The sequence below is a fragment of the Amycolatopsis sp. genome (assembly GCF_035276945.1).
Lineage (GTDB): Bacteria > Actinomycetota > Actinomycetes > Mycobacteriales > Pseudonocardiaceae > Amycolatopsis_E.
Genome location: NZ_DATELF010000045.1, coordinates 52,869 through 77,919 on the forward strand (window position 1 = coordinate 52,869; position 25,051 = coordinate 77,919).

The 25,051-nt window shown below is 70.4% G+C and carries 26 protein-coding genes and 1 riboswitch; of the genes, 18 read left to right on the forward strand and 8 right to left on the reverse strand.

Annotated features, from left to right (window positions below; all coding sequences use genetic code 11):
* Positions 1–59 precede the first annotated feature (59 nt).
* Positions 60–3,020, forward strand: coding sequence for an SMC family ATPase (locus VJT49_RS06190; protein WP_324163722.1), 2,961 nt, complete (start codon positions 60–62; stop codon positions 3,018–3,020).
* Positions 3,021–3,023: 3 nt separating this feature from the next.
* On the opposite strand, the gene VJT49_RS06195 is transcribed toward VJT49_RS06190, so the two are convergent.
* Positions 3,024–4,496, reverse strand: a complete 1,473-nt coding sequence (locus VJT49_RS06195) for a DNA-3-methyladenine glycosylase 2 family protein (RefSeq protein ID WP_324163723.1) — start codon at positions 4,494–4,496, stop codon at positions 3,024–3,026.
* 102 nt (positions 4,497–4,598) lie between these two features.
* On the opposite strand from VJT49_RS06195, the gene ychF reads away from it, so the two are divergent.
* The 3 genes from ychF (at position 4,599) to VJT49_RS06210 (ending at position 7,042) form a co-directional block, all read left to right on the forward strand.
* The gene (gene ychF, locus VJT49_RS06200; RefSeq protein ID WP_324163724.1) at positions 4,599–5,699 is read left to right on the forward strand and encodes a redox-regulated ATPase YchF; all 1,101 of its coding nucleotides are present in this window, start codon (positions 4,599–4,601) and stop codon (positions 5,697–5,699) included.
* A gap of 127 nt (positions 5,700–5,826) precedes the next feature.
* On the forward strand, positions 5,827–6,282 hold the full coding sequence (locus VJT49_RS06205; protein WP_324163725.1) for a hypothetical protein: 456 nt from the start codon (positions 5,827–5,829) through the stop codon (positions 6,280–6,282).
* 199 nt (positions 6,283–6,481) lie between these two features.
* Complete coding sequence (locus VJT49_RS06210; protein ID WP_324163726.1) at positions 6,482–7,042, forward strand: hypothetical protein; 561 nt, start codon at positions 6,482–6,484, stop codon at positions 7,040–7,042.
* An 810-nt stretch (positions 7,043–7,852) separates the two neighbouring features.
* Here VJT49_RS06210 and VJT49_RS06215 read toward each other — a convergent pair.
* Together VJT49_RS06215 and VJT49_RS06220 are read right to left on the reverse strand one after the other, a co-directional pair.
* A complete protein-coding gene (locus VJT49_RS06215; RefSeq protein WP_324163727.1) occupies positions 7,853–8,098 on the reverse strand; it encodes a hypothetical protein in 246 nt (81 codons plus the stop codon).
* Positions 8,099–8,236: 138 nt separating this feature from the next.
* Positions 8,237–8,527: a 4a-hydroxytetrahydrobiopterin dehydratase gene (locus VJT49_RS06220; protein ID WP_324163728.1), complete on the reverse strand. Its 291-nt coding sequence runs from the start codon at positions 8,525–8,527 to the stop codon at positions 8,237–8,239.
* 33 nt (positions 8,528–8,560) lie between these two features.
* Positions 8,561–8,672: riboswitch (TPP riboswitch) on the forward strand.
* A gap of 21 nt (positions 8,673–8,693) precedes the next feature.
* On the opposite strand from VJT49_RS06220, the gene VJT49_RS06225 reads away from it, so the two are divergent.
* The 4 genes from VJT49_RS06225 (at position 8,694) to VJT49_RS06240 (ending at position 13,118) form a co-directional block, all read left to right on the forward strand.
* The gene (locus VJT49_RS06225) at positions 8,694–9,734 is read left to right on the forward strand and encodes a thiamine ABC transporter substrate-binding protein (protein WP_324163729.1); all 1,041 of its coding nucleotides are present in this window, start codon (positions 8,694–8,696) and stop codon (positions 9,732–9,734) included.
* Between the two features lie 26 nt (positions 9,735–9,760).
* Positions 9,761–11,302, forward strand: a complete 1,542-nt coding sequence (locus VJT49_RS06230) for an iron ABC transporter permease (RefSeq protein ID WP_324163846.1) — start codon at positions 9,761–9,763, stop codon at positions 11,300–11,302.
* Positions 11,303–12,304 carry an ABC transporter ATP-binding protein gene (locus tag VJT49_RS06235; protein WP_324163730.1) on the forward strand — a complete coding sequence of 334 codons (1,002 nt, stop codon included), beginning with the start codon at positions 11,303–11,305 and terminating at the stop codon, positions 12,302–12,304. It abuts the gene before it with no gap.
* Positions 12,305–12,380: 76 nt separating this feature from the next.
* Positions 12,381–13,118: a dienelactone hydrolase family protein gene (locus tag VJT49_RS06240; protein ID WP_324163731.1), complete on the forward strand. Its 738-nt coding sequence runs from the start codon at positions 12,381–12,383 to the stop codon at positions 13,116–13,118.
* Between the two features lie 116 nt (positions 13,119–13,234).
* Here the strand turns inward: VJT49_RS06240 and VJT49_RS06245 are convergent, their stop codons facing one another.
* The 4 genes from VJT49_RS06245 to VJT49_RS06260 form a co-directional block, all read right to left on the reverse strand.
* Positions 13,235–13,519, reverse strand: a complete 285-nt coding sequence (locus VJT49_RS06245) for a PIN domain-containing protein (protein WP_324163732.1) — start codon at positions 13,517–13,519, stop codon at positions 13,235–13,237.
* Positions 13,520–13,734: 215 nt separating this feature from the next.
* Positions 13,735–14,592, reverse strand: coding sequence for an ABC transporter permease (locus tag VJT49_RS06250; RefSeq protein ID WP_324163733.1), 858 nt, complete (start codon positions 14,590–14,592; stop codon positions 13,735–13,737).
* Complete coding sequence (locus tag VJT49_RS06255) at positions 14,589–15,575, reverse strand: ABC transporter ATP-binding protein (protein WP_324163734.1); 987 nt, start codon at positions 15,573–15,575, stop codon at positions 14,589–14,591. The genes VJT49_RS06250 and VJT49_RS06255 overlap by 4 nt, the downstream gene beginning before the upstream one ends.
* Positions 15,576–15,628: 53 nt before the next feature.
* Positions 15,629–16,681, reverse strand: a complete 1,053-nt coding sequence (locus tag VJT49_RS06260; RefSeq protein ID WP_324163735.1) for a LolA family protein — start codon at positions 16,679–16,681, stop codon at positions 15,629–15,631.
* A 134-nt stretch (positions 16,682–16,815) separates the two neighbouring features.
* Here VJT49_RS06260 and VJT49_RS06265 point away from each other — a divergent pair, with 134 nt between their 5' ends.
* The 8 genes from VJT49_RS06265 (at position 16,816) to VJT49_RS06300 (ending at position 23,181) form a co-directional block, all read left to right on the forward strand.
* The gene (locus VJT49_RS06265) at positions 16,816–17,322 is read left to right on the forward strand and encodes a sigma-70 family RNA polymerase sigma factor (protein ID WP_324163736.1); all 507 of its coding nucleotides are present in this window, start codon (positions 16,816–16,818) and stop codon (positions 17,320–17,322) included.
* A 363-nt stretch (positions 17,323–17,685) separates the two neighbouring features.
* A complete protein-coding gene (locus VJT49_RS06270) occupies positions 17,686–18,003 on the forward strand; it encodes a hypothetical protein (protein WP_324163737.1) in 318 nt (105 codons plus the stop codon).
* Positions 18,000–18,737 carry an ATP-binding cassette domain-containing protein gene (locus VJT49_RS06275; protein WP_324163738.1) on the forward strand — a complete coding sequence of 246 codons (738 nt, stop codon included), beginning with the start codon at positions 18,000–18,002 and terminating at the stop codon, positions 18,735–18,737. The genes VJT49_RS06270 and VJT49_RS06275 overlap by 4 nt, the downstream gene beginning before the upstream one ends.
* On the forward strand, positions 18,734–20,053 hold the full coding sequence (locus VJT49_RS06280; RefSeq protein ID WP_324163739.1) for a hypothetical protein: 1,320 nt from the start codon (positions 18,734–18,736) through the stop codon (positions 20,051–20,053). The genes VJT49_RS06275 and VJT49_RS06280 overlap by 4 nt, the downstream gene beginning before the upstream one ends.
* Positions 20,050–20,616 (forward strand): hypothetical protein, encoded by a 567-nt coding sequence (locus tag VJT49_RS06285; RefSeq protein WP_324163740.1) that lies wholly within the window; start codon positions 20,050–20,052, stop codon positions 20,614–20,616. Before VJT49_RS06280 ends, VJT49_RS06285 begins: the two co-directional genes overlap by 4 nt.
* Before the next feature lie 16 nt (positions 20,617–20,632).
* Positions 20,633–21,352 (forward strand): response regulator transcription factor, encoded by a 720-nt coding sequence (locus VJT49_RS06290; protein ID WP_324163741.1) that lies wholly within the window; start codon positions 20,633–20,635, stop codon positions 21,350–21,352.
* Positions 21,353–21,393: 41 nt separating this feature from the next.
* On the forward strand, positions 21,394–22,704 hold the full coding sequence (locus VJT49_RS06295; RefSeq protein ID WP_324163847.1) for a sensor histidine kinase: 1,311 nt from the start codon (positions 21,394–21,396) through the stop codon (positions 22,702–22,704).
* A gap of 78 nt (positions 22,705–22,782) precedes the next feature.
* The gene (locus VJT49_RS06300; RefSeq protein WP_414635842.1) at positions 22,783–23,181 is read left to right on the forward strand and encodes an NUDIX domain-containing protein; all 399 of its coding nucleotides are present in this window, start codon (positions 22,783–22,785) and stop codon (positions 23,179–23,181) included.
* Here VJT49_RS06300 and trpS read toward each other — a convergent pair.
* On the reverse strand, positions 23,165–24,127 hold the full coding sequence (trpS, locus tag VJT49_RS06305; protein ID WP_324163742.1) for a tryptophan--tRNA ligase: 963 nt from the start codon (positions 24,125–24,127) through the stop codon (positions 23,165–23,167). The two genes, VJT49_RS06300 and trpS, sit on opposite strands and share 17 nt — an antisense overlap.
* Before the next feature lie 219 nt (positions 24,128–24,346).
* Between trpS and VJT49_RS06310 the strand changes: the two genes are divergently transcribed.
* Positions 24,347–24,652, forward strand: a complete 306-nt coding sequence (locus VJT49_RS06310; RefSeq protein WP_324163743.1) for a YciI family protein — start codon at positions 24,347–24,349, stop codon at positions 24,650–24,652.
* Between the two features lie 119 nt (positions 24,653–24,771).
* Positions 24,772–24,927, forward strand: a complete 156-nt coding sequence (locus VJT49_RS35090; RefSeq protein ID WP_414635844.1) for an NUDIX domain-containing protein — start codon at positions 24,772–24,774, stop codon at positions 24,925–24,927.
* The last annotated feature ends 124 nt before the right edge of the window (positions 24,928–25,051 follow it).

Consider the following 25,051-nt stretch of genomic DNA (forward strand, 5'->3'; position numbering starts at 1 on the left):
CGGTCGCACGGAAAACGGCGGAAGGTACGGAAGGTGCGGAAGGTGCGGAAGGTACTGAGATGAGGTTGCACCGGCTCGAAGTGTCGGCCTTCGGACCCTATCGCGGGCGCGAGGTCGTGGACTTCGACGGGCTCGGCGTCGACGGGCTGTTCCTCCTGCACGGTGACACCGGCGCGGGCAAGACGACCTTGCTGGACGCGGTCGCGTTCGCGCTGTTCGGATCGGTTCCCGGCGCTCGCGGGCAGGTGAAGCGGCTGCGCTGCGACCTGGCGAGTCCCGCCGACCCCACCGAGGTCGTGCTGGAACTCACGGTCCAGGGCCAGCGGCTGCGGCTGGTGCGCAGTCCCGAATACCAGCGCCCGAAGCTCCGTGGCGAGGGCACCACGACCCAGCAGGCCAGGGCTTCGCTCACCTGGGTCGGCGACGCCCCGGCCGGGCAGTTGGCCGAGGGGCTGATCCGGATCGACGAGGTCGGCCGCACGGTCGAGCGGCTCCTGGGCATGAACGCCGAACAGTTCTTCCAGGTCGTCCTGCTGCCCCAGGGCGAGTTCGCCAGGTTTCTCCGCGCCGACACCGAGGAACGCGAGCGCCTGCTGGAAAAGCTGTTCGGCACCAGGCGTTTCGCCGACGTCGAGGCGTGGTTTCGCGACCTTCGCGCCGAACGGAGGCGCGAACTGGAGCTGCGCAGGCAGGACGTGCACGCCTTACTCGCGCGGTTCGCGCAGGTGGCCAGGGAGGAAGCGCCGGAGGAGAACGTGGCCGGCTGGGTCGCCCAGGTCCGGTCACGCTCCCGGCAGGCGGTCACGGACGCCGAGATCGCGAATCGGCAGGCGATCGAGGCGCGCGAAATCGCGGAGAAGACGTCGGAACACCGCCGGGCCTCCGCCGAGCGAGTGCAGCGAGTGCGTGGGGCGCACCGGCGGCTCGCCGCCCTCGCCGAACGGGAGGCCGAGCGCGCGCGATGGGCTGAGGGAATCGCGGCGGCCCGCCGTGCGGCCACCGTGGTCGGCGTCGCAGCCCAGGCCGACCGGTGCGCCGAACAGCTGAATCAGGCTCGTGGTGCGGAAGACGCGCGGGTCCGCGTGCTCGCCGCGACGGGCTACGCGGAAACCGGTTCGGACGTGACGCAGTTGCGGCAGCACGCCGGGAAGCTGCGCGAGGAAGCGGGTGCTCTCGCCGGTCTGGTGGCCGAGGCCGAGCAGCAGCGGCGTGACGAACGGGAGATCAGGCAGCTTGCCGAAGCCGGAGCGGACGCGCGAACGCAGGTCCAAGTCCTCACGGAGAAGCTGGCCGGCATTCCGGATCAGGTTCGAGAGCTGCGGCGGCGGCTCGACATGGCGACGGAAGCCAGGGTAAAGCTCGAAGCGTCGCGCGAGCGGGAAGCGGAACTGGCCGCGGCGGCACGCGACGCCGAAGGATTGCCTGCCGCCGAACGTGCGGTAGGCCGAGCCGGGAAAAGGCTTCAGCAAGCGACCGAGGCGCATCTGCAGGCACGCGAGCATCGGTTGCGCCTGCGTGAGTTGCGGCTCGAAGGGATGGCGGCGGAGCTGGCCGCGGGGTTGGGCGACGGTTCTCCCTGCCCCGTGTGCGGTTCCGAGGTGCATCCCGCACTGGCTCAGCCCGCCGAAGGTTCGGTCGACCGGGCTCAGGAACAGGTCGCGGAACAGGCCGAGAACCAGGCGGAGCGGCGGCGCAAGGCCGCCGAGACCGCGAAGCACGAGGCGGAAACCGCGCTCACCGCGCTTCGGGAACGGTTGCGGGGCCGCACGAGTGACGAGGTGACCGCGGAACTCGGCGCGCTGACCGAACAGCTCGCCAAGCTGCGCGAATTGGCCGGTCAGAAGGTGCGGCTGGCGAACAGCGTGCAGGCCGCGGACGCTGAAGCCGAGGCGCTCACGGAGCAGCGCAGCACCGCCGAACTGGCCGCGAAGGAGTTGGAGACGCGCCGGAAGGATCTTGTCGAGCGGGTGACCGAGCGTGCGCGAAGGCTCGATGAGGCGCGCGGCGAGCATTCCGACGTCGGCGCTCGGCGGGAGCACCTGACGAGAGTCGTGCGTGCGATCGACGCGCTCGTCGAGTCCAGGGTGGCGCGGCTGAGCGCCGAAGAACGGCTGGAGCAGCAGCGTGCGGCCGTGCGCGAGTCGCTTGACCAGGCGGGCTTCGCCACCGTCTCGGACATGCGAGCGGCCGCCCGCGACAAGGAAACATTGGCACGGCTGGAAAAACGGCTGTCCGAAGCGGCCGCCACGGAGGCCGCCGCGCGGGAGACCCTTGCCGAGCCAGAGCTTGCCGGGGTCGGCCCGGACGACGAGGTGGACGTCGAATCGGCTCTCGCCGAGGCGAAATCCGCCCGCGAACGGGCCGAGACGGCGGTCGCCGTGCTGGCGACGGTCACCAGCCGGGCCGAAGACCTGGACACGCTCGCTGAGCGGCTGGGCTCGGCGGCCGAGGCGTTGCGGCCGGTCGAAGAGGCTTTCGCGGAACTCGACGCGCTGACCGACGTCGTCAACGGGCGGGGGCAGAACGCGCGGAAGATGTCGCTGCGGTCGTATGTGCTCGCGGCGCGCCTCGAGGAGGTGGCGGTGGCCGCCACCGAGCGCCTCCGCAAGATGAGCCAGGGCCGGTACTCGTTCGTGCATTCCGATGCGGCTGGTTCGCGCGGCACTCGTGGTGGCCTCGGCCTCGACGTCCTCGACGACTACTCGGGCATGGTCCGCCCCGCGAAGACGCTCTCCGGTGGAGAGTCCTTCCTGGCCTCGCTTTCGCTGGCCCTGGGCCTCGCTGATGTCGTCGCGGGCGAGACCGGCGGGGCCTTGCTGGACACGCTGTTCGTCGACGAGGGCTTCGGCACGCTGGATGCCGAGACTTTGGACGTCGTGATGAACATCCTCGACGAGTTGCGGGCCGGGGGCCGGGTGGTCGGGCTGGTGTCGCACGTGGAGGAACTGCGGCAGCGCATCCCGACCCGGCTGCGGGTGCGCAAGTCACGGACCGGTTCGAAGCTCGAGGTGACCGTTTGACGCTCAGGCGCAACGCCACAGGTACATGGCGGCATAGGAGCGCCACGGCCGCCACGACTGCGCGCGTTCGGGCAGGTCGGGAATGCCCAGCGCGGCCGCGCCCTTCTGCACGACGAGATCGTCGGTGAGCAGCACGTCCGGTGCGCCGAGCATCCGCATCAGCACGTAATCGGCGGTCCAGGGCCCGACACCGCGCAGGCTGAGCAGCTCGGTGCGAAGCTCCTGGTGGTCGCGGCCGACGTGCACCTCGACCGCATTGGAGGCCACGGCTTCGGCTGCCGCCCGGATCGCCTCGATGCGCCGTCGCGGCCCACGCAGGACTTCGTGGCCCCGCTCCGCCACCGCCTCCATCGTGGGGAAGAGGTATTGAAACGCGCTGCCCGATTTGGTGAATTCAAGCGGTTCGCCGAGGGCTTCGGTGAGGCGTGCGGCGGCGGTGCGGGCGGCGGCCACCGACACCTGCTGCCCGAGCATGGCGCGCAGCAGCAGTTCGGCGCCGTCGACCGCACCCGGTACCCGGATGCCCGGAGCGGCCGCGACCGCGGGCACCAGCAGCGGATCGGCGCCGAGCACGCGGGCCATGGCCTCCGGATCGGCGTCGAGGTCGAGCAGGCGGCGGGCCCTGGTGACGGCACTGCTGAGGTCCCGCACGTCGGCGAGCCGCAACTCGCAGCGGACGTGCCCGTCCTGCGGAGTCAGCCAGATCGTGGCCGGACCGTGTGACAGCCGTAGCGTCCGCCCGTAGCTTCCGTCCTCGGCGGCCTCCACCCCCGGCACGGCCCTGGCAGCGAGAAACCCGATGATGCCGCTCGCGTCGAGCGGCGGCCTGAAGGGCAGGCGCAGGCTGAGGCTGGTGCCGGTGCTCTTGTCGGTTTTCGCGGCCGGGTCGCGACGGCCGTTCGCGGCGGCGCGCATTTGGGATGGAGTGCGGGCGAACACCTCGCGGATGGTCTCGTTGAACTGCCGGACGCTGGAGAAGCCGGCGGCGAACGCGACATCGGTCAGCGGCAGGTCGGACAGCTCGATCAGCAGCCGCGCGGAGTGCGCACGGTGCGCTCGTGCCAGTGCGAGCGGGCCTGCGCCGAGTTCGGCGCCCAGCACCCGGCCGAGCTGGCGTTCCGAGTAGCCGAGCCGCCGCGCCAGCCCGGGCACGCCCTCCCGCTCGACGACTCCGTCGGAGATCAACCGCATCGCCCTGGCGGCGAGATCGGCGCGCAGGTTCCACTCCGGGGAGCCCGGCACGGCATCGGGCAGGCAGCGCCGGCACGCCCGGAAGCCGGCGGCCTGGGCCGCGGCCGAGGTGGGGTAGAACCGGACGTTCCCGGCCTTCGGGGTCACCGCCGGGCAGGACGGCCGGCAGTAGATCCCGGTCGTCTTCACGGCCGTGATGAACTGCCCGTCGAACCGTGCGTCCCGGGAAGCGACCGCACGGTAACAACGTTCCGTGTCCCGCCACAGGGCTTGCTCCGCACTCATGAAACCGATACTGCCACCCATGTCAGGGGTTGGACTGGCGGAAATCCGACGTAACCGTCCCGGGGCGTTCCGCGACGTGACCGGCAACTAGACTCGGGCGTCGTGAGTCTGACCCTCGGCATCGTCGGCCTGCCCAACGTCGGCAAGTCCACCCTGTTCAACGCGCTGACGCGAAACGACGTACTCGCCGCGAACTACCCGTTCGCCACCATCGAGCCCAACGTCGGCGTCGTGCCGTTGCCCGACGACCGCCTGACCAAGCTCGCCGAGATCTTCCACTCCGAGAAGATCGTACCGGCAACGGTGTCCTTTGTGGACATCGCGGGTATCGTCAAGGGCGCGTCGGAGGGAGCGGGGCTGGGCAACAAGTTCCTCGCCAACATCCGCGAGGCCAACGCGATTTGCCAGGTCATCCGGGTCTTCGACGATCCGGACGTGGTGCACGTCGACGGCCGCATCGACCCGTCGTCGGACATCGACACGATCAACACCGAGCTGATCCTCGCCGACCTCCAGACGCTCGACAAGGCGTTGCCCCGGTTGGAGAAGGAGGCTCGTACCAAGAAGGACAGCCGCCCCGCGTTCGAAAACGCCCAGCGCGCCAAGGAAATCCTCGACTCCGGCCAGACGCTGTTCGCCGCGCAGGCGGAGGCCGACGCCGGCCTGCTGCGCGAGCTGAGCCTGCTCACCACCAAACCGTTCCTGTATGTGTTCAACGCCGACGAAGGCGTGCTCACCGATGAGGCCCGCCGCGAGGAACTGACCAAGCTCGTCGCCCCCGGCGACGCGGTTTTCCTGGACGCGAAGATCGAGGCCGAACTGCTCGAGCTGGACGACGAGGAGTCCGTCCGCGAGCTGCTGGAATCGGTCGGCCAGCCCGAGCCGGGCCTGCACGCGCTGGCCCGCGCCGGCTTCCACACCCTCGGCTTGCAGACGTACCTCACCGCGGGCCCGAAGGAGTCCCGCGCCTGGACCATCCCGAAGGGTGCCACCGCCCCACAGGCGGCCGGGGTGATCCACACCGACTTCGAGCGCGGTTTCATCAAGGCCGAGGTGGTCTCCTTCGACGACCTGGTCGAGGCTGGCTCGCTCGCGGCCGCCCGGTCGGCGGGCAAGGTCCGCATGGAGGGCAAGGACTACCTGATGGCCGACGGCGACGTGGTCGAGTTCCGACACGGAAACCCATCAAAGTCGAAGGCGTGACCGTGTCGCAAGCCCGCTCGGCTTCCCTTACGTGACACGGAAAACGGCCGTGCGGGCCCGACTTCAGGTCGGCCCCGGCCAGTGCTGATCCCGCCGAACCGGGGCCTCCGACGGGAGGAGCCCCGCCGTGAACGAACAGTCTGCCAGCCCCGGGCGAGAACTGGACGGCCCGATCCGCCGTACTCGCACGTGGAGTCCCTACGCTATCCCTCACCAGCCGATAAGTGCCTTGGTGGAGTTCTGGTCCGAGGTCCGGATCCGCACGCTGCTTGCCAGGCACGCCGACGCGAGCGAACCCAACGCCGAGGATCTGTTCGCCGAACTCGCTTACGGCACCCGCATCGCTCAGGAGGCGACCTGCGGCCAGTGGTGCGTAGTCGTCGAACTGCTGCGAATCGGTGCGGTTGACAGTTGGGCGCAAGTTGCGACCGCGATTGGCATCACCCAAACCGAAGCCCGCGACCGTTTCCATGTCTGGATCGTTGGGCAGGTCGACCTCCGCCGAACCGGCTCGATCGGGATGACCGATGCGGAGGCTGAGACTGAGGAGTTGTATGCCTTGTCGCAGGCGGTGGCCTGGTGAGCGTCGAAGCAATCCATTGGGCGCTCAACGCTGCCCCGATCCCCCGTGACCGGCGAGACGCCTCCAGCCTGGCGATAGTCCTAGTTGGACTCGCTAACCACGCCGATTCGGACGGGCATCCCGGCGCGATTATGTACTGGGTCGATTTCGTCGGCGTAGGTCTGCGCCCACTCCACCCAGGCGAGGGTGTCTTGCCTACGTGACCGTGTCCTACACGGACAGTAACGGTAACCGGCGGACCCGGCAGGAACGCAGGACCCGCTGGTACCCCGCGAGCGGCACGGTCCAGCGGTTCTTCGACGACGTTCTGGTGCCCGGAACCACGCACGTCCCCGTCAAACGGCTCGACGACCTGGCGCCGTGGCCGGAAGCCGTTCCGTACCAGCCCCAGTATCTGGCCGGCTACCACGCCCTGTGGTACGACATCGAGCCCGAGACGGGTTTGGACGAGGCCAGACGCCGGATGGCGCCGGTCATCCAGCAGGACTGCCGCAGCGACATCGGTGGTGACGAGCAGCGGGTCGAGCGGGTCGATACCAGCTACGCGGCGGTCACCTTCAAGCTCATGCTGCTTCCGGTGTGGATCGCGTTCTACGTCTACGCCGGCAAACGGTTCCCGGTGTATGTCAACGGCCGGACCGGTGAGGTTCACGGGGAGCGTCCGTACAGTGCGGCCAAGATCGCGCTGGCGATCATCGCGGCGCTTCTGGTCGTGGCCGCCTTCGTCACGATCGTCGTGGTGAGCAGGCACCATCATTGAGCCAGGCCGGCGCTGGGCATGATAGGAGCATGAACGTGAAGGTCACGGTCAGTGTGCCGGAGGAATTGCTTGAAAGGGCTAACCGGGCGATAGCGTCCGGCACCGCAATCGCAGTGGGTGCTTACGTGGCTGACGCGCTCCGCAGCTATGGATCCCAGCCCTGACGGATGTCGTTGACGCTTCGGTGTTGTGCGCGGCAACGGGGGTGTCCCTGTGGTCCTTGTCAGCGTGCCTGGTCCCGGAAGTGCTCGGCCTGGGCGAGTAACTTCTCGACGTCGTGGGGTTTCGGAGCAAGCGGATGTCCGCGTGGCTGGAGTGTTCTGTGATGGCGGCGGTGATCAGGGGCAGACTGCTGTGTCGGTAGCCGATCATCCAGCGCCAGAACGCGGTGTTCTCGCGTGAACGGCGTAGGGCGCGCCAGGCGCATCGCCAGAGCGGGAAGTCGAGCACGATGACGGTGTCGGCGGCCGCGAGCCGCACGTCGAGTACGTCGTAAGGGCCGAGGTCGCCGTCGAGTATCCATGCCGGTTCGCGGTACTCGCGCCGATCTTCCCGAAAAGGTGACGAGAAGGCCTAACCCGACTCGACACGCGGCAGCGGCCAGCAGCCACGGGGTGGTGCCCATCTTCCCGAAGAGGTAACGGGAAGGCCTACCCGACTGGTCGTGGACCGTTCTGCACCCATCAGGTAACGGGGCATGTGGAGGTCACCAGCGATCCCGGTGATCTGACCAGACTGGACGAGAGCGCAGTTGATCGTCGGGACGACAGCCGCTCGCCCCCGCGGCCGGTAACGGGGGCGAGTGACGGGTCACTCTGACGAGTGACGACCGCGGGCGGTGTGCCAGAGCACCCCGCCCGCGACCCCGACGAACAGGACGAACGAGATCGTGCCCACCACGATCGCGCGGGTTTCGTCCGTTGGCTGCACCCTCGCGCTGCCCTGGGTGCTTTCGTTCGCTGTTCCGGCGGCCTGTGCGGTGCCGGCGAACAGCATCGTGACAACCACCATGGCCGCGCCCAGCAGGCCGGCCACCCTAAAGATGATCTTCGACATCGTGCGTCCCCTCGTCCTTGTCGCGACTTGCGCGCACGCGGTCGCGTTGCCCTCCGCCGCAAAAGGTTTCCTCATAAAAGGAACGCTCAACCCCGCCTCCGCGTTGCCTCGGCGGTCACCGAGATTTTCGGACCAGCGTCACAGCGCGTCGATCGTCTCGTCGATCTGCTCGGCCAACGAGACGTCCTTCGCGGTGATCCCGCCCGCCGAATGCGTGCTCAACCGGAAGGTGACGGTCCGCCACCGGATGTCGATGTCGGGATGGTGGTTGACGCTCTCCGCGAGTTCGGCGACCCGGTTCACCGCTTCCATCGCCTGCGGGAAGCCGGCGAGTTCGGCCGTGCGCGTCAGCGCGTCACCGTCGCGCCGCCAGTACGGCAGCTTGTTGAGAGCGTCCGAAATCTCTTCATCGGTAAGTAGCTCTGCCATGTGCTCCATGGTGGTACCGGGACGGGTACGCTGCACGATTGCCGCGGGAGCCCGGCGAGCCGGGCTGAGAGGCGGGACCCGCGTTCCGCGACCGTTCGCACCTGATCCGGATCATGCCGGCGTAGGGAGGCTCCCATCCCTCCTGCCCGGTACGGCTAGGAGGAACATGAAGACGTTACGAGCCGCGGCCGTACTCGGCCTGGCGACGGCGTTGACCACGAGCTGCACGCTGACCTCGTCGGACAGCGGCACATCTTCGACCGTCACGCTGGTGACGCACGACTCGTGGGCCGCCCCACAGCAGCTGCTCGACGCCTTCCAGCAGCAGACCGGCATCAAGATCCAGGTCGTCAAGAAGGGCGACGCCGGCTCGCTCACCAACTCGCTGGTGCTGACGAAGGCCAACCCGATCGGCGACGTGGCCTACGGTGTGGATTCGACCTTCGCCTCCCGCGGCCTGGGCGAAGGCGTCTTCGAGTCCTACACCAGTCCCGAGGCCGACCGCGGGCCGCAGCGTTACGCGATCGACGCCGAGCATCGGCTGTCCGCGATCGACCTGGGTGACGTCTGCCTCAACGTCGACACCGGCTGGTTCGCCGAAAAGGGCATCCCGGCGCCCACGACGTACGACGAACTCACCGACCCGAAGTACAAGGACCTGCTCGTCGTGGAGAACCCGGCGACCTCGTCACCGGGGCTGGCCTTCCTGCTCGGCACCATCGCCAAGTACGGAGACCAGGGCTGGCAGGGTTACTGGGCGAAGCTCGGGGACAACGGCGTCAAGGCGGCCAGCGGCTGGGAAGAGGCCTACAGCCAGGACTTCTCCGGTTCCTCCGGCAAGGGGCCACGACCGATCGTCGTCTCCTACGCCTCCTCGCCCGCGGCCGAAATCGGACAGGACGGCAAGCCGCGCACCAAGGCGCTGCTGGACACGTGCTACCGCCAAGTCGAGTACGCGGGCGTGCTGGCGGGCACCAAACAGGCCGACAAGGCGCACAAGCTGATCGACTTCCTGCTGTCCCAGCAGTTCCAGGCCACGGTGGCGGAAAACATGTACGTCTACCCGGCCCGCCAGGGCGTGAACCTGCCCGCCGGCTGGGCCGAGGTGGCGCCGTTGCCGGAGAGTCCGGCGACGCTGCCGGGTGATCGGGTCCAGGCCGGGCGAGAGCAGTGGATCCGGCAGTGGCGCACGCTGCTCGGCAGCTGAACCGGGCCGGGCTGGGACTGCTGGCCCTGGCCCCGGTGGGTTTCCTGGCCGTCTTCTTCGCCTGGCCGGTGGTCGCGATCCTGCGCCGGGGTTTCCGCGCCGGCCTGCTCACCAGCTTGACCGACGACGAGACCTGGCGACTGGCCGGGTTCACCGTGGGGCAGGCGGCGGCCTCGACCGTGCTCGCGGTGCTGGCCGGGATGCCGGTCGCCTATGTGCTCGCGCGTGTACGACTGCCAGGGGCCGGCCTGGTACGGACGTTGGTGCTGGTCCCGTTCGTGCTGCCGACCGTCGTGGTCGGGCTGGCGTTTCGCGCGTTGTGGCCGGACGGCGGCCTGGCCGCGATCGTGCTCGCCAACGCCTTCTTCAACGTCGCGGTCGTCGCGCGCACGGTCGCGGGGTTGTGGGCGCACCTCGACGTCCGTGCCGAGGAGGCCGCGCGAGCACTCGGGGCGTCGTGGTGGCGGGCGTTCCGTTCGGTCACGCTGCCTGCCCTGCTGCCCGCGATCACATCCTCGGCCGCGGTCGTGTTCCTGTTCTGTGCCACCAGTTTCGGGGTCGTGCTGATTCTCGGGGGCGCCCGCTACCGGACCCTGGAGACCGAGATCTACCTGCGCACCGAGAACCTGCTGGACCTGACCGGCGCGGCCGCGCTTTCGCTGGTCCAGATCACCGCGGTCCTCGCCGCGCTGGCCGTCGGCGCGCTGGCCCGCGGGCGGCGCGAGACGGCGTCGCGCCTGCGTGCCCGGGTCGAGACCGCGCGCCGTCCCAGCGGAGGCGAATGGTGGGTGGTCGGTGCGGCGGCCGCCGTCCTGGGATTGCTGTTCACCCCGGTCGTGGCGCTGTTGCTGCGCGCGAGCCCGGCCGGGTTCCGGGCCTTGTCGGGCACGGGGAACAACGGCACGTTGCAGGTCTCCGGCTGGGCGGCCGCGATGAACTCCCTGCGCACCGCGACCGACGCGACCCTCCTCGCCCTGATCATCGGAATTTCGGCGTCGGTGCTGGTGGCGACCCTGCGAAGGGCGCCCGGACGGGTTTCGCACGGTCTCGCCGAGACGATGGACGGTGCGCTGATGCTGCCGCTGGGCGTCTCCGCGGTCACCATCGGCTTCGGCTACCTGATCACCCTGGACGCGTTGCCTGGTGACCTTCGCACGTCACCGCTGCTGGTGCCGCTGGCGCAGGCCCTGGTGATCATTCCGATGGTGGTGCGGATGGTGCTGCCGGTGCTGCGGTCGGTCGACGAGCGGCTCCGGCAGGCGGCGGCGACCCTTGGGGCGAGCCCGCCGCGGGTCTGGCGTGAGGTCGACTTGCCGCTTTCGCTGCGTTCGGTCGTGGCCGCGGCGGGCTTCGGATACGTGGTGGCGCTGGGCGAGTTCGGCGCGACGAGTTTCCTGGCGCGCCCGCAGGCGCCGACGTTGCCGGTCGCCATCGCGTCGCTGATCGCGCGGCCTGGTGCGCTGAACAACCAGATGGCCTACGCGGCCTGCGCGATGCTGATGCTGGTGACCGTGGCGGCGGTGGCCGTGATCGACCGGCTCGGCGCGGGCCGGATAGGAGAGTTCTAGATGGCGCTTTCCGTCCACGGCGTTACCGTCCGATATGGACAGTTCACGGCGGTGCGCGAAGTCGGTATGGAAATCGCCGACGGTGAGGTGCTGGCACTGCTCGGCCCGTCGGGATCGGGCAAGTCGACGCTGTTGAGGGCGATCGCCGGGTTGGAGCGCCTTGCCGCCGGGAGCGTGCGCTGGGACGGCGCGGACCTGGCCGGGGTGCCGGTGCACCGGCGCGGCTTCGGGCTGATGTTCCAGGACGGCCAACTGTTCCCGCATCACGACGTCGCCGGCAACATCTCCTTCGGCCTGCGGATGCGTGGGGTCAAGGCGCCGGAACGGGTGCGCGGGTTGCTGGAACTGGTCGGGTTGAGCGGCTACGAGGGACGCCGGGTCACCGAGCTGTCGGGCGGCGAAGCGCAGCGCGTGGCGCTGGCGCGGGCACTCGCGCCGGAACCGCGACTGCTGCTGCTGGACGAGCCACTGTCCGATTTGGACGCCGGAATGCGTGAGCAGCTCGCCGTGGACCTCGCGGAGGTGTTGCGCAATGCGAAGATCACCGCGCTACTGGTGACGCACGACCAGGAGGAGGCGTTCACCCTGGCCGACCGGGTGGCGGTGGTGCTGGCCGGGGAGATCCGGCAGGTCGGCGGGGTACGCGAGGTCTGGCGCCACCCGGTGGACGAGCCGGTGGCCGCGTTCTTCGGCGTGACGACGTTCCTGGACGGTACGGCCTCTGGCGGTGTGGTGCGCTGCGACCTGGGCGAGGCGCCGCTCGAGGTGCCCGACGGGCGAGTGCGACTCGGTCTGCGACCCGCCGCGCTCCGCCTGTCCGCCCATGGCGTTCCCGGCGAGGTCGTGTCCCGGGTGCACCGGCGGGACCACCTGCGCCTGCGGGCCCGGACTTCATTGTCCACAGTGGATGCCGTCGCGCCGGTGGACGCCGAGGTCGGCCCGGGCGACTCCGTTCACCTGGCGCTCGACCCCGGCGGGATCGCCGTCGTCGGCCGAAGGTGAGGGCCACCCCACAGCGTGGCGCCTGGGAAAGGTCGATCACGTGCGGCAGGCTCAAGGGGACGAAAGGAGTTCGATCATGTGTCACAGCACCGACTCGAGGCCGCCCGCACCGCCCAACCCGGGCGAGGTGGCCGAGCACGGACCGGTGAATCTGACCTCCGCGGACGGAACGGAGTTCCTGGCCTATTCCGCCCGCCCCGCCGAGCCGCGCGGTGCGGGATTGGTGATCCTGCCCGACATCCGCGGGCTGCACCCGTACTACGCCGATCTGACCCAGCGGTTCGCGGAAGCCGGATTCTCGGCCGTGGCCATCGACTACTACGGCCGGACCGCCGGACTCGGCGACCGCGACGACTCGTTCGACTGGCAGCAGTACCTGCCGCAGGTCCGCCCCGATGAGGTCGAGGCCGACGTCAGGGCTGCCAGGGCCCACCTCGGGAGCGGGCCGGTGTTCACGGTCGGCTTCTGCTTCGGGGGCAGCCAGTCCTGGCGCCTTGCCGCATCCGACGCCGACCTGGCCGGAGTGATCGGCTTCTACGGCAAACCGAGCCTGGTCGAGGATGTCGTGGACCAGGCGACCAAGCCGATGTTGCTGCTGGTCGCGGGTGATGACGTGGCCACTCCCCAGACCGAGTTCGAGGCGTTCGCCGCCCGGCTCGACGAGGCGGGGGCAACGTATGAGATGCACGTTTACGAAGGCGCACCGCACTCGTTCTTCGACCGTTCCTACGGCGAATGGGAGTCCGCCTGCGCCGACGCCTGGTCCCGGATCCTGGCCTTCACGGGGAAAGCGAAGACCACGACCTCAGCGTGATGGCTGAGCCGGAATTGTCGGCAGCACGACATCGACGTGAAGTTTCGCGAGCTCCTGATCAAAGGTGACCAGCCGACCGTCTTGGGCTCGGGCGAGTTGTGCAGGGTAGGAGGCGGTTACCTGCCGTGGCCGAGAATTCCGTTGAGGGGTAGGTCGCGGTAGGTGACCGAGTCGGGCCAGAACTCGTGGCGTCCGCTGTTCCGCACCGCGTTGAGGATGGCTTGGGCGTCATCCGCGGTCTGTCCCTCGCGGGTCAGCAATCGCAGCAGGCTTCCCTCTGCGATCGGGCAGGTGGCGAAGCCGTCATCGGAGCCGGCGAACCATTCCTCGGCTACTTCGTGGTGGACGTGGTCGGTGACCACAAGGGCGATCAGCACGTTCGCGTCGAGCAGGGTCGTCACTGATCATTCTCGAGCGAACGGACTTCGTCAGTCGTGATGACCTTGCCGGGACTCACGAGGGGTAGCCCGTTTTCGTGCTGTGCGAGTGCATCAAGATGCGAGCCGCGAGTCCCACGTTCCGTGCGCGTGAGTTCTCCTTCCCGCGAACCATGGGAGAACCCTCCCGTCGTGAGCGGGCGCAAGCAACTCGCGTCCAGGGAGGGCAACTCGCGGGGTCAGCCGTCGCGGGTGGTGAGGCGGGCGTAGGCGAGTGAGAGGCCGACGAAGATGTAGCAGAGCGCCCGGACGGCGCCCTCGGTCAGGCCCGAGGCGGGGATGGGATCGCGGAGCACGTCGATGAGGGCGTCCCACGACTTCGGCAGCAGGAACGGGTGCAGCCAGTCCACCGCCGACAGCAGGAGCAGCACGCCGAACACGATCGTGCCGGCCAGCACCGAGACCACCACCAGCATCGGATGCTCCGTGCAGGCCGAGATCGCCAGCGCCACCGCGGCGATCGCCCACATCTGCAGCGTCACCCAGACCGCGGCGAGCGCGATCCTGCCCAAGGCGCCGCCGAAGGACAGGGTGCCGCCGGAGAGGGTGAACAACCCGCCGGCGCCGTTCATCACCAGGCCGGTGAGCACGCCGACGACGGCCATCAGGACCGCCGACGCCAGCGTGAGCGTCGCCACGCCCATCGCCTTGACCGCCAGCAGCCTGCCCCGGCTGACCGGCGCGAGCAGCCAGCCCCGGAGCGTGCCGTGCGCCAGTTCGCCCGCCACCGCGTCGGCCGCGGACATCGCGCTGGTCAGCGGCAGCAGCAGGTTGAGCGTCACGGCGAGCGCGGCGATGGGCAGCATCAGCGCGTTGCCCGCCGCTTCGGTGAGCAGCGCGTCGCCGCCGTTGCCGGGGCCGTTGTCGGTCGACCGGCCGATCGCCAGCCCGATCCCGATCACCACCGGGATGAGTCCGAGCAGCCCGAGCACGACCAGGTTGCGCGGGCGGCGGAAGATCCACCGCAGCTCCGCCCGGTAGAGCCGGAAAAGCCCGACGTGTGCCGCCTTCGGCGCGGCAAGGCCCACCGCCGTCATTTGCCCCCCTCGTCCACTTCGGACAGACCGTCCGGTGTCGTCTCGTGCTGGGTCAGCCGGGCGAAGAGGTCTTCCAGCCCGGTGCGCTCGCGGCGCACCTCGTGCACCGCCACCCCGGCGTGCACCAAGGTCGCCACCACCTGGGGTGCGGTGGCCGCGGTCAGGTCGGCCCGCACCCCGTCCGGAGTCAGCTTTCCCGGAATCCGGTTCTCCCGCAACGACTCCAGCGCCCTGTCACCGTGCGGTGTGGACACCAGAAGCCCGGGGCTGCCGGACTCGAGCAGCTCGTCCAGTTCGCCCTGCGCCACCACCGTGCCGTCGTGCAACACCGCCACGTGCGTGCAGGTCGCCTCCACCTCGGCGAGCAGGTGCGAGGACACCAGCACGGTGACGCCCTCGGCGTGCAGCTCGGCGATGATCTTGCGGATCTCCCGGGTGCCCGCCGGGTCGAGGCCGTTGGTCGGCTCGTCCAGCACCACCATCCGCCGCGGCACCAGCAGCGCGGCGGCCAGCCCCAGGCGCTGCTTCATGCCCAGCGAGTAGCCGCGGTAACGCCGGTGCGCGGCGCCCGCGAGGCCGACCCGTTCGAGCGCGTCCGACACCGCCCCCGGCACCTGCGACGCGGACAGCCGCGGTTCGGCCGAGGCCATCCGGTACAGGTTCTCCCGCCCGGACAGGAAAGGATGGAAACCGGGGCCCTCGACCAGTGCGCCGACGTCCGGCAGGGCGCGGCCCGCGCCCTCGGGCATCGGCTGCCCGAGCAGCTCCACTTCGCCTTCGGTGGGGCGGACCAGGCCGAGCAGCATCCGGATGGTGGTGGTCTTGCCCGACCCGTTGGGTCCGAGCATGCCCAGTACCGCGCCTTCGGGCACCGCCAGATCGACCTGCTCCACCGCCACCGTGCTCCGGTACACCTTGCGCAACCCCCTGGTCCGCGCGGCCAGTGCCGGAGCGGCGGTGGCCGCCTCACCCGAGGCGGCCACTCCCGAGGGGGTCTGGGGGCTTGCCCCCTGCCCACTGGGCGCTGAAACACTCGTCACTTCGACCCCAGCGCCTCGACGAGCACCTGCTCGGGCACCGCACCGGCGGCGAACCGGCCGTCATCGGTGACCAGCGCGGTGCCGACCTTCGTGCTGATCACGTAGCCGGCACCGAACGCCCCGCTGACCGGCTTGCCGAACTGCTTCAGCAGCGCGTTCGGGTCGGTATTCTGCCCGCGCCTGTCCTGCTGCGGCTGGAGCGCGGTGGCCGGGAAGGCTCCGGTGACCACGGTGTCCCAGCCGTCGCCGACCAGCTTCGTGCCCGCCAGTTCGTCCTTGCCGGGCTTCTCGGGCGTCGCGGCCTGCTCTTCGGTCACCTTCGCGCCCTGCGGCGGGGTGAACTGGAATTCGCTCGCCGGCTGCGAGGTGAATTCGACGTCGCTGAACGCCACCTGAAGTGCCGGGTCCGCACTGCCGTTGGACATCACGGCCAGCCGCAGCGGGACGCGCTTCTCGGCGTCCACGGCGATCCGGATCTCACGTAGCAGCGTGCGCTCGGTCGGCTTCGGCGTGAGCACCAGTTCATAGGCGGCCCTGTCGGCGACACGCGCGGTGCCCTCGACGCTCACCGCGCTGGTTTCGCGGATCTTCGCGACGAGCTGGGTGGCCATGGTCGCCGGGTCGGCGGCTTCCGGCCGCGGCGCGGCCGGCCCGGCGGGCACGGTGACCTTCTTCGCCGTGTTGTCCTTGGACGTGTAGGTCCAGACCGTGGTGTCGTTGTGGACGACCGTCGTCTCGGACGCCCCCTGCTGCACGGACACCTTGCTGTTGCCGGTGCCGTCGGTGTAGACGTGCGCCGAGTCGATGTTCAGGTTGGTGCCGCCCGGCAGGCTCGACACCGGCAGGCCCAGGTTGTTGGTGACCGCCACGGTGCCGTCGAGCGCCGGCGTCTTGGTCGACAGCACCGACTGCACGAGCTCTTCGGCGCTGATCGACGGTAACTGCGGCGCCTCACCGGCGCTGGCCGGCATCGCGAGCCAGGCCAGTCCCGCCATACCCAGCGCGGACCCCGTGACCGCCGCCGTGACTGCCTTGGTCTTCGGTTGCATGAGTTCTCCCTGTGTCGGCGGAGCACCTCCAGTGTGCTCCTTCCCCGCCGATGACGATGCTCCAACGACTCTGAGACCCCACTGAGAAGACCGCACTGGGAACCAAATTGGGGGCTGGCGCAATAGACGGGGTGATGGACGACGAGGAGCTGATCGCGGCGCTCGCGGGCGGCGACGACGGCGCGCTGAAGGAGCTGTTCTCCCGCCACGCGCCGTGGCTGGCCGCGCGGCTACGCAGGCTGCTCCCACTGGATGCCGTGGAGGACGTTCTGCGGGAGACGTTCGTCGCGGTCTGGCGGGGCGCCGGCCGGTACCGGCCGCAAGGCAAGCCGGGCGCGTGGTTGTGGGGAATCGCCGTCCGGCAGACGGCCTTGTGGCTGCGCCGGAACGGCAGACCTCGTCAGGCGTGGCCGGGGCGGGTCGAAGACCCGGAAACCCGGGCCGTGGACCGGATCGAACTGGCGGAGGCGGTCGCCGCGCTCGAGCCCGCGGAGCGAGAGCTGTGGCGGCTGCTGTTCGTCGAGGACCGCCCGGAGGCCGAAGTCGCCGACCGGCTGGGGATTCCGCGCGGCACCGTGAAAAGCCGTGCCTTCCGGATGCGGCGAGCGCTGCGGGCCGCGCGGGGGAAGGGAGAAGCCTGATGTCGCACGACGTGGATCTGGCGCGGGTCTGGGCCGGGGTGACCGCCCGGATCTGGGCACCGCGCCGGAGCCGGACCGAACGGCTCGCCGCACGCGTGCTGCGATCTCCGGCGCTGGCCAGGGCACTGGTGACCACGCCATCGCTGGTGGCGTCCTGGATTCTCGCGACCGTCGTGGTGCTGGGCATCGGGGTGGTGGTCTCCCGCGAGGCGGCCACCCCGCTGGTGCCGCTGCTCGCTCCCGCGCTGGCCGGGGATCGCTTACGCCTTCGGCCCCGGCACGGATCCGGCCTACGAGCTGACCAGGACGACGGCGGTCAGCGACCGGCTGGTACTGCTGGTCCGCGCGCTGGCGGTGTTCGCCGTGAACGCCGTCCTCGGGGCCACGGCCTCGCTGGTCACTCCGGTCGCGAACGGCGTGACCCTGTCCTGGCTGCTGCCGATGACCGCGGTCGCCGGCCTGTGCCTGGCCGCGGCGACGGTGTCCGGCTCGGCCGCGACCGGCACGACCGTGGGGCTGGCCGCGTGGGCCGTGGTGGTGCTGGCCGCCCAGACCGCCCGCGGGCACGTCGACGCGGCCGTTTCCGAGCCCGCTTTCCAACTCGCCTACCCGCTCGTCGCCGCGATCTGCGCCGGCGTCGCGCTGTTCGCCGTCCGTGTGCCCAAAGGAGGCCTTTCGTGAATGTCGAGATAACGGGGTTGACCCGGCGTTTCCGCCGCAGGGCGGCTGTGCGGGCCGTCGACCTGAACATCGGCGAGGGGGTGTTCGGCCTGCTCGGCCCCAACGGCGCGGGCAAGACGACGCTGCTGCGGACGCTGGCGACCGTGATCCCGCCCACCTCAGGCACCCTGCGCCTGCTCGGCCGGGACCCGGGCGACACCGCCGGGCGCCGGGAAATCCGCCGGTCGCTGGGTTACCTGCCGCAGAACATGGGCTACTACCCGAACTTCACCGTGTTCGAGTTCGTCGAGTATTTCGCGCTGCTGAAGGAGGTCCGGTCGCCGGGACCGGCCGTGGCGAGGGCGGTCGAGTGGGTGGGCCTCGGTGACCGGGCCCGGGCGAAACTGCGCACGCTTTCCGGCGGCATGCTGCGCCGGGCGGGCATCGCCCAGGCGATCGTCAACGAGCCGAAGCTGCTCCTGCTGGACGAGCCGACCGCCGGGCTCGACCCCGAACAGCGGATGGAATTCCGCGCGCTGCTGCGGGAAATCGGCGAGCGGGCGACCGTCGTGGTGAGTACCCACCTGGTCGAGGACGTGGGCGCGGCCTGCGACCAGGTCGGCTTGATGCACGACGGCCGGATCGTCTTCCACGGCACCCCGGAAGCGTTGACGGCCCGCGGGCGAGGGCACGACGTCGGCGACGCCCCGCTGGAGCGCGGGTACGCGGCCGTGCTGGCGGAGGCACGGACATGAGCGGGGGTCTGCTGCGTATCGAGGCACGCCGGACCGCGCTGTTGCCGGTGTTGCCGTTTTCGGCTCTGCTGCTGGCGATTTCGCCGATCGCCCGGCATCTCGCACCGGTCGCGCTGTGGCCCGACCGCAGTACGGACGTGCAGGGCGCGGTCCAGGCCATCGGGCCGTTCGTGGCCGGCGTCGCGGCGTGGATGGGGCATCGGGAGCATCGGCGTGGCCTGGGAGACCTCGTCGGCTCGACGCCGCGCCGCGCTTGGTCGCGCTGGCTGGCAACCTGGTCCGCGGTGGCCATCGGGGCGGTGCTGTACTACGCGGTCCTGGTCGCGGTGATCTTCGTCGTGACGGCGCGGCAGGCGAGTTGGGGGCAGCCGGTGCCCTGGCCGTCACTGTCCGGGGTCGCCTCGCTGCTGGCCTGCTCGGTCGTCGGGTTCGTCGCGGGTGTCGTGCTACCAGGCCGGTTCACCGCGCCGCTGGTCGCGATCGGTCTGTTCGCCCTGATGGCGGCGGCTATGCAGGCGGCACTCGACGGTTCCGTGCTGGGCAGGTTGAGCCCGATCTACCCGAGCATCGGGCTGGGCGCGTCGGTGTTCTACGCCATCCGCCCGGACCTGGCCTGGGCGCAGATCGCCTGCTATCTCGGAGTCGCCCTGCTGGCCATCGGTGTCCTCGCGGTCCGAGGGCAGGCCCGGCGTCCGGGGGTGGCCCTGCTGGCGGCGGGTCTGGTGCTGGTCAGCGGCGCGACGGGGCTGGCCCTGTCCAGCAGACGCGACGCTCAGGGCGTGGTCGTGCCACTCCTGCGCAACCCGGTCACCGACGCCTCCGTGCCGTACACACCGGTGTGCGGCGGCTCGCCGGTCGAGGTCTGCGTGCATCCGGCCTATTCAGGCGAACTGGCTACTTTGGGCACCTTCGTGAACCGGATCGCCGCGCCGCTGGCGGGCACACCCGGGGTGCCGGCGCGGGTCGACCAAGTGCCCGATACGCAGGTCACGGACGTCCGGCTGACCATCCCGAACTTCATCGTGCACGGAGACACGATCGAGCCGCCGGACTTCGCGCGGGCGCTGCGCACCCGGATCGCGCTCGCCCTCGTCGGTTCGACGGCCGGCCACCAGCCCGACGCCGCTCAGCAGGTGGTGGCGTCCTACCTGGTCCGCCAGGCCGGGGACACCCCGGCCACCGGCTTCATTCCCGACAACCCGGCGACCACCGCGGCGGCCGCCCGATTCGCGGCACTCTCACCCGATGCCCGCCATGCCTGGTTCGCGGCCCATTACGCCGAACTGCGCGCCGGAATCCCCGTGGAGCTCCCATGAAATCTCGCCTCGTCCGCCTTTACCTGGACAGCCGCCAGAGCACCCGTGCGCTTGTTCTCGTGGTCGCCATCGCGGTGGCGTTGCGCATCAGCCGGCCATGGACCTCGGGCACCGGCGTGGTCGCCCAGGTGCTCCTGCTGCTGCTCACCCTGGCCGCGGGCGCGGCGATCGCGGCCAGTACCCAGACCCCGTTCGGCGAGGCCGAGCAGGGCAACCGGCTCCCGGCGCTGCGGCTGATCCACGTGGGCGGCCTGTTCGTCGCCGCCGCCGGCACCTGCACGCTGGCGGCCGGCCCGGCCGTTCTCCGGGACCTGGCCGGGTTGACCGGGCTCACCCAGCTCACGGCGGTGATCATCGGCGCGAAGTTCGCCTGGACGTTCCCGCTCGGCTATGTGCTGGTCTGCGGGGGCGAGCTGGACCTGCGGGAGACCAGCCTGTGGACCTGGCCCACCCTCCCCGGCGACGATCCGCGTGCGGCGGCGATCGCACTGGTCCTTTTCGGCGTGGGCCTTGTCACGACCAGCTATGCGAACCCTGAGAGAGCACTGAGAGCGCACGCGTGAAGGCCGGAAACCCGGCATGCTTACCACCGTGAAGCCTCGAGTGCTGGTGGTGGACGACGAGCCGGGCGTGCGCAAGGCGTTGCAGCGCGGGCTGCGCGCGGAGGGCATGGACGTGGTCACCGCCGGGGACGGGCCCAGCGGGCTGCGCCTGGCCCAGACCGGTTCGTTCGACGTGCTCCTGCTGGACATCATGCTGCCCGGCCTCTCCGGCTACCGGGTGCTGCAGCAGTTGCGGGCGGAGGGCGTTTCGACCCCCGTGCTGCTGGTGTCGGCCAAGGACGGCGAAATCGACCAGGCCGACGGGCTCGACCTCGGCGCCGACGGGTACGTGGTCAAACCGTTCTCGTTCGTGGTGCTGGTCGCGCAGGTGCGCGCGGTGCTGCGGCGGGCGCAGCAGGAGGGCCAGGGACGCGGCCCACTGCGGATCGGCGGGCTGGTGGTCGACCGCGCGACCCGCGAGGTGCGCTGGCACGACGATCCGGTCGCGCTGAGCCCGCGCGAGTTCGGGCTGCTGGAGGTGCTGGTCGGGCGCGCGGGCACCGTGGTCACCAAGGACGAGCTGCTGCGCGCGGTCTGGGGTGACGAGCAGGCGGCCACGCGCAACGTCGTCGAGGTCTATGTGGGCTATGTCCGGCGGAAACTCGACGCGGTCGGCGCGGGGGCGCTCGTCCGCACCGTCCGTGGGCACGGATACCTGGCTTCGGACGCGCAGCTCGACGAGGCCCTGCCGGGGTGAGCGCCGCGCGGTCGCTCGTGGCGTTCTGGAGCCGCCGGTCCATGTGGTTCCGGATCACGGTGTCCGCGGCGGCCGTCACGCTGGCCTTCCTGCTCGGCCTTGCCGTGCTCGCCGGCCGTGGGCTCGGGCCGCTGCGGACGGAATCGGTGGACGCCGAGCTGCGGCAGGCGCTCACGCCGGCGGTGGCCGCGGTGTCCGCGGGCAGGCAGCCCAAACGCGTGGACGGGGTCACCATCCGCGTGCTCGACATCGCGGGCGCACCGGTCGACGGCGGCGAGCCGGAACGTGCGCTCAGCCCCGGTGACGTCCGGGCGCTGAAGGCCGGCGAGCCGCTGAACACCGGAGCCGACCAGCCGCGCATGCGCTGGCTCGGGTCGGTGGTCAGCGCGCCGGACGGCACCCAGCGGCTCGTGGTCGTCGGAACCGGCCTGGTGGGGCTGGCGACCACCGTCCGCACGGCGGCCCACTGGCTGCTCTGGGCGGCTTCCATCGGCGCCGTGTTCGCGGCGGCGGCGACCTGGCTGGTGGTGCGGCTCGCCCTGCGGCCGGTGGCCAGGATGCGGAGGTCGGTGCGTGCCCTGCCACCCGGCGAGCGCCTCCCGCTGCCCGTAGCCGACGACGAGCTGCGGGCGCTGGCGTCGGACTTCAACGCGCTCCTGACCAGGCAGGAGGACATCGCGCGCCGGTTGCGCCGGTTCACCGGGGACGCGGCGCACGAGCTGCGTTCGCCGGTGGCCTCGATCCGGGTGCAGGCCGAAGTCGCGGTCGCCAACCCGGATCCCGAACTGGCCCAGGAAACGCTGGCCGACATCCTGGCCGAGGCGGAGCGGCTTTCCGCGTTGCTGGACGGGCTGCTCGCGCTGGCCAGGTCGGACGCGGGCGAACTGCCGCCCGCCGAACCCGTTGAGTTGGTCACCGAGGCGCGGGAAGCCGTGCGCAGGCTGCCTCCCGGCTCGCCACCCGCGCGGGTGTCCGGCCTCGTCGGCCAGGCGTGGGCGCATGCCGCGGACGCCGAGGTCGAACTGGTGCTGAACAACCTGCTGCGCAACGCCTGCCGGTACGCGCGGTCGCAGATCGTGGTGTCCGTGCTGGCCGGGCGCTCGACGGTGCGCGTGGTCGTGGACGACGACGGGCCGGGCGTCCCGCCCGAGCACCGGCAGCGCGTGTTCGACCGGTTCTACCGGGTTTCCGACGACCGGGCCCGCTCCTCCGGGGGAACCGGGCTCGGCCTGGCGATGGTCGCGGAGGCGGTGCGGCGGCGAGGCGGCCGGGTCGCGGTGAGCGAATCGCCGGAGGGCGGAGCCCGCTTCCTCATCACCTGGCGGGCGGCCGAAACCGCGTGCAGCACGTGAGATCGACATTCCGGGTGACGTAACACGCGGCGCGCACGTCCGCGTGGGCAGACGCATCGCCGGTAACGTCTCGTCATTGTGAAGGTGATTGTCGGGGCAGCGATCGTGCGAGGCGGAGCCCTGCTCGCCCAGCAGCGGGCCTATCCGGTGGAGGTGGCCGGGCTGTGGGAACTGCCCGGCGGCCGCGTCGAGCGCGGAGAGTCCGAAGTGGACGCTCTGGGCCGGGAATGCCGTGAGGAGCTCGGGGTCGAGGTCGTGGTGGGGGAGCGGGTCGGCGACGAGGTGCCGTTGCGAGCCGGGCTCGTGCTGCGCGTCTACGCCGCCCGGCTCGCCGTGCCCGGCGCCGACCCGAAGCCCCTGGAACACCACGCCTTGCGCTGGATCCACGCCTGCTCGCTGGACACGGTCCCGTGGCTGCCCGCCGACCTCGAGCTGCTCCCGGCACTGAGAACGCTGCTGGCTAACCCGCGCCGATGAGGCGGAGCGCGGAGGACAGCCGGTGCTCGCCGCGCTCGGCGGCACGGGCTGCCCCTTCCTTGCGGATGCGTGCCAGTTCGGCCGGGTCGGTGAGCAGTTCGGTGGTGCGCTCCCGGACCGGCCGCAGTGTCTCGACGACCGCTTCCGCGGTCGCCTCCTTCAGGGCACCGTAGGTCGGGTACTCCCCGGCGAGGTCCCCGGGAGCCCTTCCGGTGCAGGCCGCCAGGATCTCCAGGAGGTTGGCGATGCCCGGCCGCTCGTCGGGCTGGTAGCCGGGTATTGAATGGCTGTCGGTCACCGCGCGCCGGATCTTGCGCCGGATCAGCTCCGGTTCGTCGAGCAGGAACACGACCCCGGCCGAGTCCTTGGTCGACTTCGACATCTTCCGCGCCGGATCCGCCAGGTCCCGCACACGGGCACCGGCGAGCGGCAGCACCGCCCGCGGCACGGTGAACACCTCGCCGTAGGTCGAGTTGAACCGCCGGGCGAGCGCCCGCGCCAGCTCGACGTGCTGGTTCTGGTCCTCGCCGACCGGCACCTCCGACGCGCCCTGCAACAGGATGTCCGCGGCCATCAGCACCGGGTAGGTCAGCAGGCTCAGCCGGACCCCGGCCTGGCCACCGGCCTTCTCCTTGAACTGGATCATCCGGGCGGCCTCGCCGTAGGTGCAGGTGCACTCCAGGACCCAGGTGAGCGCGCCGAGTTCGGCGGTCAGATCGGACTGCACGAACACGCGCTCGGCCGGGATTCCCGACGCGATGAGCGCGGCCAACGTCTCTTCGGCGAGTGAGCGCAGCCGGGCGGGATTGTGCGCGGTGGTCATCGCGTGCAGGTCGGAAATGAAATACAGGTCCCGTTCGCCGCCGTCCGCGGCCCAGCGGCGGATCGCGCCGAGATAGTTGCCGAGCTGGGCGTGGCCGGACGGGGTGATGCCGGACAATCTCATGTGCTTTCCTCGGGTTCGTGCGCCCGCCGGGAAGCTGTAACGAAGGCCGCCCGCGCGGGCGGCCTGGCGAGTGGAGACGTCAGCTTCGCGGGCCGCCGGAGAGCGGCCACCACAGTGCCACGAAGCCAAACACGCGAACACTCTAGCAAACCGCGTCAAATCGTCTAAAGTGGACAATTTTGTGCCGCGATCCGGCCGTGACCGGCGTACCTTCGAAATATGTACGTCGTGTTGCTGAACTACGTGGTCTCACTCGAGGAAATCGATCTGTTGCTCCCCGACCACGTCGAGTGGCTGGAGAAACACTTCGCCGCGGGCGAGTTCCTGATGGCCGGCCGCCGGAACCCGCGAGTCGGTGGCGTGATCATCACGCGGCCGATGCTGCGGGGCAAGCTGGACACGATTCTCGCCACCGATCCGTTCAAGATCAATCACGTCGCGACCTACGAGGTGGTGGAGTTCGCCGCCACGCGGACCGCGCCCGAGCTGTTCATGCTCAACGAGGCGCCCTCGGCCACGGGCTAGTCAGGATTCCGAACTCGGCCCGGACACCCGTCACCCACGGGGAGTGGAGCACGCTGGCCGCCACCCGGACAGTAGCGGTTAACGCCGTTGTGACCGACCGAGCAGGGCAGGTACTGCTGATGAGGCGCGACGGGACGGACTATGGCCGAAAGCTGCTGGCGTTCCCGGCTGGCCATGTCGACCCCGGGGAAACTGTTACCGCGTGCGCCCTGAGGGAGACCGCTGAGGAGCTGGCATTGTGCTTGATCCGAGCGATTTGCGTCCTGCCGGCGTGATGTTCCGTCGTTCTCTGGAGCCGAGGGTCCACTTCTTCTTCACTCTCAACCGCTGGCAGGGCACGCCGAGTATTACTGAACCGCACAAGTGCACCGAGCCTGTTTGGGCCAACCCCGACCAGGT